This is a genomic window from Pseudoxanthomonas sp. LARHCG66 (genome assembly GCF_052871755.1).
The window spans coordinates 41,797-55,489 of record NZ_JBIXJW010000001.1 but is presented as its reverse complement, the minus strand read 5'-3'; the positions used below and the strand labels follow the sequence as shown (position 1 = coordinate 55,489).

The following is a 13,693-nucleotide window of genomic DNA, read 5'->3' as shown; positions in this document are numbered from 1 at the left end:
CGGCGCGGCGCACCGCTCTGGTATCCTTCCCGACCGATTCCGCATCCCTGCCACGCACCCCATGATCGAGCTGAATCCCATCCGCCAGCGCATCGCCGACCTGCAAGACAGGCTGGCCTCGCTCCGGGGGTATCTTTGACTACGATTCCAAGCACGAACGCCTGGAAGAAGTGAACCGCGAGCTGGAAAGCCCGGATATCTGGAACAACCCCGAATACGCACAGCAGTTGGGGCGCGAACGTTCCCTGCTCGACAAGACGGTCAACGGCATCCGCGAGATCGAGGAAGGCCTGGCCGGCGGCTCCGAACTGCTGGAGCTGGCCGAAATGGAAAACGACGAGGACACCGCGCAGGCCGTGGTAGCCGACGTGGAGCGCTACGCCTCGCACGTGGACAAGCTGGAATTCCAGCGCATGTTCTCGGGCAAGATGGACGCCTCCAACGCCTTCGTCGACATCCAGGCCGGCGCCGGCGGCACCGAGGCGCAGGACTGGGCGGAAATCCTGCTGCGCATGTACCTGCGCTGGTGCGAGTCGCGCGGCTGGAAGACCGAGCTGATGGAAGCCAGCGGCGGTGACGTGGCCGGCATCAAGTCCGCCACGCTGCGCGTGGAGGGCGATTTCGCCTACGGCTGGCTGAAGACCGAGACCGGCGTGCACCGCCTGGTGCGCAAGTCGCCGTTCGACTCCGACAACCGCCGCCATACCAGCTTCACCTCGGTGTTCGTGTCGCCGGAAGTCGACGACAACATCGACATCGACATCAATCCGGCCGACCTGAGGACCGACGTTTACCGCTCATCCGGTGCCGGTGGCCAGCACGTCAACAAGACCGAATCGGCGGTACGCATCACCCACGTGCCCACCGGGATAGTGGTGGCCTGCCAGACCGGCCGCAGCCAGCACCAGAACCGCGATAACGCGATGAAGATGCTGGCCGCCAAGCTGTACGAGCTGGAAATCCAGAAGCGCAACGCCGAACGCGACGCGGTGGAAGCCACCAAGTCCGACATCGGCTGGGGCAGCCAGATCCGCAACTACGTGCTGGACCAGAGCCGCATCAAGGACCTGCGCACCGGCGTGGAGCGTTCGGACACGCAGAAAGTGCTGGACGGCGATCTGGACGAGTTCGTCGAGGCCAGCCTGAAATCGGGCCTGGAAGCGGGTTCGAAACGCATCGACGCCTGATCCGCCCACGAGTCACCCGTGGGAGCGACGCAAGTCGCGGGCTCTTCTCCGGCACTCGTTCGCGACTCACGTCGCTCCCACGCTCCAGAACACGACACGACCCATGACAGACCACACCCTTCCGCAGGACGAGAACAGCCTCATCGCCGAGCGCCGCGCCAAACTGGCGGCGTTGCGCGGGCAGGGCATCGCGTTCCCCAATGACTTCCGTCGCACCGACTACGCGGGCGATCTGCAGGTGCAATACCAGGACCCGGAGCTCTGGACCGGAGAGGCGCTCGAAGGCGGCGGCCGGCGCGTGAAGCTCGCCGGACGCATGATGGCCAAGCGGGTGATGGGCAAGGCCAGCTTCGTCCAGATCCAGGACGAATCCGGGCGCATCCAGCTGTTCCTGCAGTCCAATGCGCTGGGCGAGACCTACGATGCGTTCAAGGGGTGGGACATCGGCGACATCGTGGGCGTGGAAGGAGGGCTGACACGGACCCGTACCGGCGAGCTGTCCGTGAAGGCCGATGCCTTCCGCCTGCTGACCAAGGCGCTGCGTCCGTTGCCGGACAAGTGGCACGGCCTGTCCGACGTGGAACAGCGCTACCGCCAGCGCTATGTGGACCTGATCGTCACGCCCGAGGCGCGCGATGTCTTCATCAAGCGCTCGCGCATCATCCGCGCGATCCGCGAATGGCTGGACGCGCGCCGCTTCCTGGAAGTTGAAACGCCGATGATGCATTACATCCCCGGCGGCGCCGCAGCCAAGCCCTTCACCACGCACCACAACGCGCTGGATCTGGACCTGTACCTGCGCGTCGCGCCCGAGCTCTACCTGAAGCGGCTGGTGGTCGGCGGACTGGAGCGCGTGTACGAGATCAACCGCAACTTCCGCAACGAGGGCGTCAGCACGCGGCACAACCCGGAATTCACCATGCTCGAGCTGTACGAGGCCTACGCCACGTATACCGAGATCATGGACCTGACCGAGGGCGTCATCCGCGACGTGGCGCACGAGGTGCTGGGCACCGGCCAGGTGGCGTGGGACGGCCAGGACATCGACCTGGAGCCGGCGTTCCGCCGCTGGCGCATGGACGAGGCCGTGCGCCACCACAACCCCGAGATCAGCGCCGCCGACTGTACCGACCGCGACGCGCTGGCCCGCCACTGCGAGCGCCTGAAGATCCACGTCAAGCCATCCTATGGCTGGGGCAAGCTGTTGCTGGAGATCTTCGAGAAGACCGTGGAACACACCCTCGTCCAGCCGACCTTCATCACCGACCACCCGGTCGAGGTGTCGCCGCTGGCCCGCGCCAACGACAACGACCCCGGTTACACCGACCGCTTCGAGCTGTTCATCAACGGCAAGGAGCTCGCCAACGGGTTCTCCGAGCTCAATGACCCGGAGGACCAGGCGGCGCGCTTCATGGCCCAGGTCCAGGCGAAGGAGGGGGGAGACGATGAAGCCATGCACTTCGACGCTGATTACATCCGGGCACTGGAGGTCGGCCTGCCGCCGACAGGCGGGCTGGGCATCGGCATCGATCGCTTGGTGATGCTGCTGACCGGTTCGGACTCCATCCGTGACGTACTGCTGTTCCCCTACATGCGCCCGGAAAGCCAGGGCTGACGGGGGCGCCCCAAGCGTCAAGAGAGTGACGCTCAGGGGCAGAATGGGCTCCCGTCTGCATGAAGCGACGGGCCACCGGCCGCCGGCGGAGCTGTTTTCCGGCGCGCCACCCTGATCCACCGCGCGCCAAGGATGGACGGAAAGGCCTCATTCCGTGACGGAGGTCACCATGTTCTGCCCTGACACCCCCTGGCCACGGCTGGCACGCTTCCTGCGAAGATTCACACGCAGGACGGTCAATTTTCCGCCGCCCGCGCCGATAGAGATCAGGGGAGGGGGCCCCGGGATTCGCATCGGTTCCCTTCGTGGATCACGGACCCTGCCCGGGTCCGCGCCGCCGAACAGGACTGCCGACATGTTAGATGCGAGCGCTGCCACCGCCGGAGTATCCTTGCCCGACAGCCACGTGATGTGGCCACAAGGGGTGGGTAACGCTTTGAATATCGTCATCGTCGACGATCAGACGTCTGCGCGCACGATGCTGCGCCATGTCATCGAGGACATCGCGTCCGAGCTGACCGTCCATGATTTCGGCGATCCGCTGGCAGCGCTGGAGTGGTGCGAGAAGAACCGCACCGACCTGCTGCTGCTCGACTACCGCATGCCGGGCATGGACGGGCTGGAGTTCGCGCGGCGCTTCCGCCGGCTGCCGATGCATCGCGACATCGCGATCATCCTGATCACCGTGGTGGGCGATGAGCCCATCCGCCAGGCCGCGCTGGAAGCCGGCGTGATCGACTTCCTGGTCAAGCCGGTGCGTCCGCGAGAACTCCGTGCACGCTGCCGCAACCTGCTGCAGCTCCGCCAGCAGTCCGAGAACGTCAAGCAGCGTGCGCTCTCGCTGGAGCAGCGCCTGCTGTCCAGCATGCACGAGGTCGAGGAGCGCGAGCGCGAGACACTGTCGCGGCTGGCGCGTGCCATCGAGTATCGCGACAGCGGCACCAGTGCATACCTGGAACGCATGGCCCATGTGGCCGGTCTGATCGCCGAACAACTCGGCCTGCCCGAAGACGAAGTACGCACCATCGAGATGGCCGCCCCGTTGCACGACATGGGCAAGATCGCCATTCCCGATTCGGTGCTGATGAAGGCCGGTCCGCTGACGGCCGAAGAAACCGATGTCATGCGTCGCCACCCGAAGATCGGCCACCAGTTGCTGTCGGGCAGCCAGAACCGCTTCATCCAGACCGGCGCCCTGATCGCCTTGCGCCACCATGAGCGCTACGACGGCAGCGGCTACCCCGATGGCCTCGTGGGTGAGCAGATTCCGTTGGAAGCGAGGATAGTGGCGGTTGCGGATGTCTTCGATGCGTTGATTTCACCGCGGCCGTACAAGAAGGCCTGGGAGAAGGACGCGGCGCTGGCTTATCTGTACGCACAGCGCGGTCGCCTGTTCGATCCAGCATGTGTCGACGCGCTGATCCGTGGGCGGGCGCGGCTTGACGACATCTGCGAACGCTACTCGACGGTGCAGAGCCGTCCAGGGATGGAGTAAGCCATGTCCAATGTCCTTGCATGGATCAAGTCCCGCCTGGCGCACCGTGGCGACAGCGAGCACGGGCAGGCGCTGATCCGGATCGCGCTGATCTCCATCATCCTGACCTATGCGTTGCTGCCGTCCTCGCGCACCGCGCTGCCGGCGGACGAATACACCATCGTCCTGACCATCATCACGTCGGGCCTGGTCAACAGTCTCGGCATCTTCGCCTGGCTGCTGGTGCAGCCGGGCAAGTCCCACGTCCGTCGCGGACTGGGCATGATCGCCGACTACGGATTGCTGGCAGCGGCGATGAACGGCATGGGCGAACCGCTCTCGTGGGCGTACGTCGTGCTGATGTGGATCACGGTGGGCAATGGCCTGCGCTACGGCAATCGCTACCTGGTGGTTGCGGTTGCGATGGCCAGCACCGCCTTCGCGGCCGTGGTCGCGATGAACGACTACTGGCGCGCCAACACGACCCTGGGCGTCGGCCTGGTGCTGGGCCTGATCGCCGTGCCGATGTACCTGTCCGGCCTGCTGCGCGACCTGACCCGCGCGACCGACGAGGCGCGTCGTGCGAACGAGGCGAAGAGCCGGTTCCTGGCCAACATGAGTCATGAATTCCGCACGCCGCTGAATGGTCTGGCAGGCATGTCGGAACTGCTGGCGACCACCCGGCTGGATGCCGAACAGCGCGAATGCCTGTCCACCATCCAGGCTTCCACGCGTACCCTGCTGGGTCTGGTTGAGGACGTGCTGGACATTTCCGCCATCGAGGCGGGCAAGGTCAAGCTGAACGTGGTCGAGTTCGCGCCCCGCGAACTGGTGGAGAGCATCGGGCTGATCCTGATGCCGCAGGCGCGTGGCAAGCAGGTGCGTTACGAAGGACACGTGGACGATGCCATCCCGCTGAAGCTGCGCGGTGATGCCGGCCACCTGCGCCAGGTGCTGCTCAACCTTGCCGGCAACGCGGTCAAGTTCACCGATGAGGGCGAGGTGCGGGTGGCTGTCACACCGATGATGGTGGATGGCCAGCACATGCGCCTGCGCTTCACCGTCACCGATACCGGCATTGGTGTCCCCGTCGCCTTGCGCGAACGGTTGTTCGAAGCGTTTGAACAGGCCGACGGCAGCCTGTCGCGGCGCTACGGTGGCACGGGCCTGGGCACGACCATCGCGAAGGGGTTGACCGAGGCGATGGGCGGCACCATCGGCTTCGAAAGCAATGAGCAACGGGGCAGCTGCTTCTGGGTCGAGTTGCCCTTCGAAGCCGTGCCCGAACGGGTCATGGTGCCGGCGGTGCACGGGCACGCCGAGTGGCTGCAGGAAGAGCCGGAAGCCTCGAGCGCGGAGAACATCATCGCGTTCTCCGATCCGTTCCTGCGCCATCGTGCACGCGTGCGCAGCATGCAGATCCTGGTGGCCGACGACCACGAGGCCAACCGCATGGTCGTGCAGCGCCTGTTGCAGAAGGCGGGGCACCGCATCACCTGCGTCAACGGTGGTGAAGAAGTGCTGGACGCGCTGGAATCGGCGTCTTACGACGCGGTGATCTGCGACCTGCACATGCCCGGCCTGAGCGGCCTGGATCTGCTGAAACAATTGCGCGTGATGGAAGCCGGCAGCGGCAGCCGCACGCCGGTACTCATCCTCAGTGCCGACGTGACGCCGGAGTCGATCCAGCGCTGCGAACAGGCGGGTGCGCGCGCCTTCCTGGCCAAGCCCGTGGTCGCCACGCGGTTGCTGGATGCGCTGGCGGACATCGCCACGTCGGGCCGCATCTCCGCGACCGCGACGGTGGCCGCGCCCGTGCGTCCGGAAATGTCGGACGGTGTCCTCGATGTCAGCGTGCTGGACGAACTCACCGCACTCGGTATGGGGGATGCCTTCGAACGCGAGTTCATCGAGCAATGCCTCAACGATGCGGACGGATGCATCGGCGCCATGGCCCATGCGATGGAACGGGGCGACGGCGAACACCTGCGCGAGCACGCGCACGCGCTGAAAGGCGTGGCCAGCAACCTGGGCCTGGTGAAGCTTGCTGCAGCCGCAGGCGAGATGATGAGCCTGGCCGATTGGCAGATCACGCGTGAATGGCGGCACCGCCTGGCGGCGCTCAACTCGCACCTGAGTCACGGTCGCGCGGCGCTCGATGCGCGGCAACGGGTGCGTGGTGCCATCGAGAAAGGCGGCGAGGGCACTTCGTCGTGACGCGCGGATCCGCCGCTGTTCATGCGATGGCATGCAGTGGCGAAACGCAGCGCGTCGGGTGTCCACGGGATGGATGGTCCCTGGCGAGTACGGTGACCCGGACTCGCCCTTGAAGGCGCGAAGGCGCGCTTCAACCCCCTGATTTTCCCTGCGTGTTTGCAGCAGACTACGGACGCTGCTCTCAGGCGGCGCGGATCGACCGCTTCTCCTGCGCGCGGACGATGCGCTCCATCATCTTCAGCGACTTGTCGCCCAGGGTCAGTGCGGTATCCACCCACACTTCGGTGATGCCCATCAGTTCGTCGTAACCCACGGGTTGGGCCAGGTTGCGGCAAGCATTCAGCGCCAGATGCGCGTGCGGTGAACGACGCTGCTTGTCGATGATCGTCTGCACGGCGCCGGCGCCCTGGCCCTTCGGCACCAGTACGTCGACCACGCCCATCCTGTACAGCTCGTCGCTGGTGTAGATGTTGCCTTCCAGGATGATCTTCTCGGCGACCTGCGGCGACACGCGCTTGCACAGGAAGGAGTAGGCGCCCATGCCCGGGAACAGGCCGAACAGTACTTCCGGCAGTCCCATGTCCACGCCTTCTTCGGCCACGATCGTGTGGCAGGACAACGCGATCTCCAGGCCGCCGCCCAAGGCATCACCCTGGATCAGCGCGATGGTGCGGACGTCGCCGCCGAGGCCGGTGTTGAGGTGGTGGACGCCATCGATGCAGCGGCGCGCGTAGCTGAGCAGTCGGTCGCGGTTGTTCTCGCGGATCAGTTGCGAGAACAGTTCCAGATCGCCGCCAAGGTTGAACGCATTCGCGTCCGACGCGATGACGAGGTGACGCAGCTTGCCCGGCTGGCGCTGCGACTCGCGCAGGGTGATCGAGTTGGTGAAGCTCAGCACATCGTCGAGCATCTGGCTGCGGAAGCACGGACGCACGCCGGGTGCGGCATCGGAGTGCATGTACAGCCAGTGGGCATCACCGCTGGGTTCGGATTCGACGCGGATGGTCGGGAAGGCACGGGTGCGCTGCAGTTTTTCGACGTTGTTCATGAGGAGCTCCTTGGAGGGTTTCTTGCCCGCGCGGCAGGGGAAGCGGGTGACGGATTAATGTGACGCAGGTGGCATCACGCGCCGATCCTACACCTGAACGAATAATTAAAATCCAGTGCACGAGCGCGCTTGTGCGATGGAGAGCGCGCCAATGGCATACCAGCATCACAATCTGTGATGGGCGTCTAGAATTCGCCCCTAAAGTCCTGACGGAAAAGAAAAAGGCCGGCGCATGGCCGGCCTTCTTCAGACACATGAACAGGGCTCAGGACGCCTTGGCGGGCTCCCGAAGTTCCTTGCGCAGGATCTTGCCGACATTGGTCTTGGGCAGCTCCGTGCGGAACTCGATGTGGCGCGGTTGCTTGTAACCGGTCAGGTTGTCGCGGCAGTACGCCTTCACTTGTTCGGCGGTGAGGTTGGGATCCTTCTTCACGATGAAGACCTTCACGGCTTCACCCGACTTGTCGTCCGGCACGCCGATCGCAGCGACTTCAAGCACCCCTTCCAGGCCGGCGATGACGTCCTCAACCTCATTCGGATACACGTTGAAGCCGGAGACCAGGATCATGTCCTTCTTGCGGTCGACGATATAGAAGAAACCGTTCTCGTCCATCTTCGCCATGTCGCCGGTATGCAGCCAGCCATCGGCGTCCATGACGTTCGCGGTTTCCTCGGGGCGCTGCCAGTAGCCCTTCATTACCTGCGGACCCTTGATGCACAGTTCACCGACCTCGCCGACGGGCATGATGTTGCCATCGTCGTCCTTCAGGCAGGCATCGGTGGAGGGAACCGGCAGGCCGATGGCGCCGTTGTAGTCGTGCAGGTTCATCGGGTTGATGCAGGCCGCTGGCGACGTCTCGGTCAGTCCGTAGGCTTCGACCAGCGTCACGCCCGTGACCTTCTTCCATTTCTCCGCCACCGCACGCTGCACGGCCATGCCGCCACCGAGCGTCATCTTGAGGTTGGAGAAATCGACTTCATCGAAACCGGGCGTGTTGAGCAGGCCATTGAACAGCGTGTTGACGCCGGTGATCGCGGTGAAGCGGGTGGCCTTGAGTTCCTTGACGAAGCCCGGCATGTCGCGCGGGTTGGTGATCAGGTGGTTCAGTCCGCCCAGCTTCATGAAGACCAGGCAGTTCGCCGTCAGCGCGAAGATGTGGTACAGCGGCAGCGCGGTGATGATCACCTCGTTGCCGTAGTCCAGCCCCGTGCCCACCCACACGCCCGCCTGCTGCATGTTGGCCACGAGATTGCGGTGCGTGAGCATCGCGCCCTTGGCTACGCCGGTGGTGCCTCCGGTGTACTGCAGGAAAGCGATGTCGCCGGAATCGATGTCGACTTCGGGCAGCGTGTGCAATTGTCCCAGCGTCAACGTGTCCTTGAAGCGTACGGTGCCCGGGATGTCGTAGTCCGGCACCATCTTCTTCACGTACTTCAGTACGAAGTTGACGATCGCACCCTTGGGGAAACCGACCAGGTCGCCCAGCGCCGTGGTGATGACCTGCTTGACCTGCGTGCCCGCCAGGGCTTCCTGGGCGGTCTTGCCGAAGTTGTCCACGACCAGCAGCACGCTGGCGCCCGAGTCCACCAGCTGGTGCTTCAGTTCGCGCGGGGTGTACATCGGATTGACGTTGACGACCGTCAGTCCCGCGCGCAGCACGCCGAAGATGGCGATGGGGTACTGCAGGCAGTTCGGCATCATGATGGCGACACGGTCGCCCTTCTTGAGCTTCAGTTCGCCGAGCAGGTAGGCCGCGAATTGCCGGCTGAGCTTGTCGATCTCACCGTAGGTCAGGGTCTTGCCGAAGTTGCGGAACGCGGGACGGTCGCGGTACTTGCTGATCGCCTCATCGAAGACGGACACGATGGAGCGGTACTGCTCCAGGTCCACTTCCTGCGGCACGCCTTGCGGGTAACTCTTGAACCACGGACGTTCCTGACTCATCGTTCTGCTCCCTCCCCAGGGTCTTCGGGCTGCCTTGCGGCGAACTGTGGGCGAGCGCCCGGTCACGGACGCGTGTCGGGAGCATACCGTTCCGGATGGAAAAGGCGAAGGTTTCGATGTCGACAATGAGGTGGAAGGGAGCCGGATGTCTGCTGGCGCTGATGCTGGGTCTGGTCGCGTGCACGACCGATACACCCGAAGCGCAGGTGCGGCAACGGTTCGACGACATGCGGGCGGCCGTGGAAGAGGGCCGCGTCGGCGATTTCATGGATGGCGTGAGCCGCGACTTCAGTGGCGATGGCGGCATGGACAATGCTGCGTTGCACAACCTGCTCAAGATGCAGACGCTGGCAAATGCACGCATCGGCGCCACCACGGGACCGCTGGACGTTCGGGTGGAGGGCGACAGTGCTTCGGTTGCGTTCCGCGTACTGCTGACAGGGGGCAACGGCCGATTCCTGCCCGAGCAGGCGCGCAGCTACCAGGTGACGACAGCCTGGCACAGAGAGGACGGCGACTGGCGTGTGTATCACGCGCGATGGGAGGACGCCCGGTGATCATTTCGCCGGCGTGAGTTTTCCGGCCGTCCATCGGTAGCGCAGCGTCCTCTCGACGGTCGGACAGCAACGCGGATCGTTCGGGCCGGGCCATTTCGTCTTGAGTTCAACCACGCGATCGCGGACGGTCATTGCTTCGACGCTGCCCAAAGGTTCGTGCGTTTCGCCTGCCGGCACGTAGCGTGCTCCTTCCTGCGCCAGGACGGCCACACCATGGTGCCAATAGGTGGGGCCGTACAGGGTCCACAGCACGACGATCTCGTCCTGTCCGTCGTTGTCGAGATCGGTGATGACGACATCCCCCGCCTCGTAGCCTTCCTGCGGATTTCCACCTGCCGACTGCTTGTCGGCGACGTACTGTTCGGCGATACGCCGGGCCTGTCCTGCATCGGGCGACGCCGCCAGCGCTGCCGGGGCCGAGGCGCCGGCGATGCAGGCAGACGCCAGCAGCACGCTCAAGCGAAGGATCATGATGTCCATGGCAGGGCACTCTGCAGCCTTCGAACGAAGGCCCTCTGCAGTGCAACGGAACCGGCGTGCGCAACCGGCAGCATGGAGGCCCGCTCCAAGAGTGCATTTGCATGCAAGGCCCCCCGCTGAGGTGAAGCAGGGGCGGGCACGGGCCTCGAAATCCTCGGGCCAGGCCACGCGCAGGAAGAAGGCCGCCCGAAGGCGGCCCCATTCTCTTGCGCCGGAACCCCGCGACTGGCGGGTCAGGCTGCCTTGCGCGCCGCCAACTGGCGAAGGACGTAATGCAGCAGGCCGCCATGGCGGAAGTACTCGACTTCCTTGGGCGTAAGCAGCAATACCTTGGCCTGGAACTTCACCTCGGTACCGTCGACCTTGCGTGCACCGACCGTGGCGACCTTGGCGGCGCCGTCCTGCAGGCCAGTGACATCGAACGTCTCCGATCCGTCCAGGCCTAACGACTGCGCGTTCTGTCCGTCGATGAACTGCAAAGGCAGCACGCCCATGCCGACGAGGTTGGAACGGTGGATGCGCTCGAAGCTCTCCGCGATCACCGCTTTCACGCCCAGCAGATTGGTGCCTTTCGCGGCCCAGTCGCGCGAGGAGCCCGTGCCGTATTCCTTGCCTGCGATCACCACCAGCGGCACGCCATCGGCCTTGTACTTCATTGCGGCATCGTAGATGGACATCTTCTCGGGCGGCGTGCTGCCGAAGTACAGCGTGTTGCCGCCTTCCTCGCCGCCGAACATCAGGTTCTTGATGCGGATGTTGGCGAAGGTGCCTCGCACCATGACGTCGTCGTTGCCGCGGCGGCTGCCGTAGCTGTTGAAGTCCACGGGCTGTACGCCCCGCTGCTGCAGGAAGCGGCCCGCGGGCGAGTCCTTCTTGATGTTGCCGGCCGGCGAGATGTGGTCGGTGGTGATGGAGTCGCCGAACAGCCCCAGCACGCGCGCGCCATGCACGTCATCGATGCTGCCCACCTCCATTGACATGCCATCGAAGTAGGGCGGGTTCTTGATGTAGGTCGAGCCGCCGTCCCACGCGTAGAGCGCGCCATCGGGCGAGGCGATGGTGTTCCAGCGGCTGTCGCCCTTGAACACGTCGGCATAGTTCTTCGCGAACATTTCCGGCCCCACGGTGCGCGCGATGAAGTCGCCGATTTCCTTGTTGGTGGGCCAGATGTCCTTGAGGTACACCGGCTGGCCATCGCTGCCCCGACCCAGCGGTTGCGTGGTCAGGTCGATGTCGGTGGTACCGGCGATCGCATAGGCCACTACCAGCGGCGGGCTTGCGAGGTAGTTCATTTTCACTTCGGGATGCACGCGGCCCTCGAAGTTGCGATTGCCCGACAGCACCGAGGCCACCACCAGGTCGTTCTTGGAGATGGCGGCCGACACGTCGTCGGGCAGCGGGCCGGAATTGCCGATGCACGTGGTGCAACCATAGCCGACCACGTAGAAGCCGAGCTTCTCCAGGTCCGACAGCACGCCAGCCTTTTCCAGATAGTCGGTGACCACGCGCGAACCCGGGCCGAGCGATGTCTTGACCCAGGGCTGCGCCTTCAAACCCTTGGCCACCGCGTTGCGCGCCAGCAAGCCCGCGCCGAGCATCACGGCAGGATTGGACGTATTGGTGCAGGACGTGATGGCGGCGATGACCACCGAGCCATCCTGGAGATTCCAGGCGCCGCCGCTGTCCGGCGAGGATTCATGCGCGGCTTCGTGGGCGCCGACAGCGGTGCCGCCGCCACCCTCGTTCTTCAGGCGGTCTTCCTGCACCACGTCGATACGCTTGCGACGTGCGTCGATGAAAGGCGTCAGGTTGTCGCGGAAGTTCTGCTTCATGTCCTGCAGCAGCACGCGGTCCTGCGGACGCTTGGGGCCGGCCAGCGAGGGCCTTACGTCGCCCATGTCCAGGTGCAGCGTGGCACTGTATTCGGCGTGGGGACTGTTGGCGTCGTGCCACAACCCCTGCGCCTTGGCGTAGGCCTCGACCAGCGCGATCTGCTCCTCGCTGCGTCCGGACAGGCGCAGGTAGGTCAACGACTCGGTGTCGATCGGGAAAATGCCGCAGGTCGCACCGTATTCCGGCGCCATGTTGCCGATGGTGGCGCGGTCGGCCAGCGGCAGGTGCTGCAGGCCGTCGCCATAGAACTCGACGAACTTGCCCACCACGCCCAGCTTGCGCAGCATCTGGGTGACCGTCAGCACCAGGTCCGTCGCGGTCGCACCTTCCGGCAACTTGCCCGTGAGCTTGAAACCGACCACCTGGGGAATGAGCATCGAGGAGGGCTGGCCCAGCATGGCGGCCTCGGCTTCGATACCGCCCACGCCCCAACCCAGCACACCGATGCCGTTGATCATCGTCGTATGGCTGTCGGTACCGAAGACGGTGTCCGGATAAGCGATGGCCTGGCCGTCCTTTTGCCCCGTCATGACCACGCGGGCCAGATTCTCCAGGTTCACCTGGTGGACGATGCCGGTGTTGGGCGGTACCACCTTGAAGTTGTCGAACGCCTTCTGGCCCCAGCGCAGGAAGCCGTAGCGCTCCTTGTTGCGTTCGAACTCGATCTTGCCGTTGAGATCCAGCGCATCCGCGCTGCCGAACACGTCCACCTGCACGGAATGGTCGATGACCAGTTCGGAGGGGATCAGCGGATTGATCTGGTCGGCGTTGCCGCCCAGTTTCACCACCGCATCGCGCATGGCCGCCAGGTCGACCACGCAGGGGACGCCGGTGAAGTCCTGCAGCACCACGCGGGCCGGCATGAAGGCGATCTCGGTGTCGGGTTCCTTCGCCGCCTCCCAGTTCGCGACGGCATGGATATGCTCGGGGAGCACCGATACGCCATCTTCGCAGCGCAGCAGGTTCTCCAGCAGGATCTTCAGGGAGTAGGGCAGGCGGGCGAAACCCTTGGCCGGGTCCAGTCGCTCGGCAAGGGCCGGGAGGCTGAAATAGGTGTAGGACGTGCCGTTGACGTCCAGGGAACGGCGGGTGGCGAAGGAATCGCTCATCGCGGAGGCTCCTGTAGCTATGGGAAGGGGCGCAGGAGCAGCATAGGCCGCCGTTCCTTCGCGTCTTGTCGATGCTTGCCCGGATTATCCGTCAAGACCGAGACGGTCGTGACCCGACCAAAGCCGAAGGGCGGGACGGGCAGTGATAAGGGACGAGGCGAACTCCTG

Annotated in this window: 9 protein-coding genes; 5 read left to right on the top strand and 4 right to left on the bottom strand. The window is 64.8% G+C overall.

The annotated features are described in order from the left end of the window. Positions 1-61: 61 nt before the first annotated feature. The 4 genes from prfB to ACIPRS_RS00220 all read left to right on the top strand — a co-directional run bounded on the left by prfB (position 62) and on the right by ACIPRS_RS00220 (position 6,493). A protein-coding gene (gene prfB, locus ACIPRS_RS00235) for a peptide chain release factor 2 (RefSeq protein ID WP_446537120.1) occupies positions 62-1,187 on the top strand; the annotation gives its coding sequence in 2 pieces (ribosomal slippage) (positions 62-136 and positions 138-1,187; 1,125 coding nt in all). 103 nt (positions 1,188-1,290) lie between these two features. Beyond that, positions 1,291-2,802 carry a lysine--tRNA ligase gene (gene lysS, locus ACIPRS_RS00230; protein WP_446537119.1) on the top strand — a complete coding sequence of 504 codons (1,512 nt, stop codon included), beginning with the start codon at positions 1,291-1,293 and terminating at the stop codon, positions 2,800-2,802. A 409-nt stretch (positions 2,803-3,211) separates the two neighbouring features. Then, a complete protein-coding gene (locus ACIPRS_RS00225; RefSeq protein ID WP_225590977.1) occupies positions 3,212-4,297 on the top strand; it encodes a response regulator in 1,086 nt (361 codons plus the stop codon). A gap of 3 nt (positions 4,298-4,300) precedes the next feature. Continuing rightward, the gene (locus ACIPRS_RS00220) at positions 4,301-6,493 is read left to right on the top strand and encodes an ATP-binding protein (RefSeq protein ID WP_446537118.1); all 2,193 of its coding nucleotides are present in this window, start codon (positions 4,301-4,303) and stop codon (positions 6,491-6,493) included. 181 nt (positions 6,494-6,674) lie between these two features. Here ACIPRS_RS00220 and ACIPRS_RS00215 read toward each other — a convergent pair whose 3' ends face one another. After that, complete coding sequence (locus ACIPRS_RS00215; protein ID WP_446537117.1) at positions 6,675-7,541, bottom strand: crotonase/enoyl-CoA hydratase family protein; 867 nt, start codon at positions 7,539-7,541, stop codon at positions 6,675-6,677. 265 nt (positions 7,542-7,806) lie between these two features. Beyond that, positions 7,807-9,486 (bottom strand): long-chain fatty acid--CoA ligase, encoded by a 1,680-nt coding sequence (locus tag ACIPRS_RS00210; RefSeq protein ID WP_446537116.1) that lies wholly within the window; start codon positions 9,484-9,486, stop codon positions 7,807-7,809. Between the two features lie 125 nt (positions 9,487-9,611). Here ACIPRS_RS00210 and ACIPRS_RS00205 point away from each other — a divergent pair, with 125 nt between their 5' ends. Further along, complete coding sequence (locus ACIPRS_RS00205; RefSeq protein WP_337729807.1) at positions 9,612-10,043, top strand: nuclear transport factor 2 family protein; 432 nt, start codon at positions 9,612-9,614, stop codon at positions 10,041-10,043. Here the strand turns inward: ACIPRS_RS00205 and ACIPRS_RS00200 are convergent, their stop codons facing one another. Together ACIPRS_RS00200 and acnA are read right to left on the bottom strand one after the other, a co-directional pair. After that, positions 10,044-10,502: an LppP/LprE family lipoprotein gene (locus ACIPRS_RS00200; protein WP_446537115.1), complete on the bottom strand. Its 459-nt coding sequence runs from the start codon at positions 10,500-10,502 to the stop codon at positions 10,044-10,046. A 254-nt stretch (positions 10,503-10,756) separates the two neighbouring features. Beyond that, a complete protein-coding gene (acnA, locus tag ACIPRS_RS00195; protein ID WP_446537114.1) occupies positions 10,757-13,525 on the bottom strand; it encodes an aconitate hydratase AcnA in 2,769 nt (922 codons plus the stop codon). Positions 13,526-13,693 lie beyond the last annotated feature (168 nt).

What these genes read in the sequence shown, in the direction of transcription:
- lysS (WP_446537119.1), top strand. Translation starts at nt 1,291, where the DNA reads ATGACAGACCACACCCTTCCGCAGGACGAGAACAGCCTCATCGCCGAG.
- ACIPRS_RS00225 (WP_225590977.1), top strand. Translation starts at nt 3,212, where the DNA reads ATGTGGCCACAAGGGGTGGGTAACGCTTTGAATATCGTCATCGTCGAC.
- ACIPRS_RS00220 (WP_446537118.1), top strand. Translation starts at nt 4,301, where the DNA reads ATGTCCAATGTCCTTGCATGGATCAAGTCCCGCCTGGCGCACCGTGGC.
- ACIPRS_RS00215 (WP_446537117.1), bottom strand. Translation starts at nt 7,541, where the DNA reads ATGAACAACGTCGAAAAACTGCAGCGCACCCGTGCCTTCCCGACCATC.
- ACIPRS_RS00210 (WP_446537116.1), bottom strand. Translation starts at nt 9,486, where the DNA reads ATGAGTCAGGAACGTCCGTGGTTCAAGAGTTACCCGCAAGGCGTGCCG.
- ACIPRS_RS00205 (WP_337729807.1), top strand. Translation starts at nt 9,612, where the DNA reads ATGAGGTGGAAGGGAGCCGGATGTCTGCTGGCGCTGATGCTGGGTCTG.
- acnA (WP_446537114.1), bottom strand. Translation starts at nt 13,525, where the DNA reads ATGAGCGATTCCTTCGCCACCCGCCGTTCCCTGGACGTCAACGGCACG.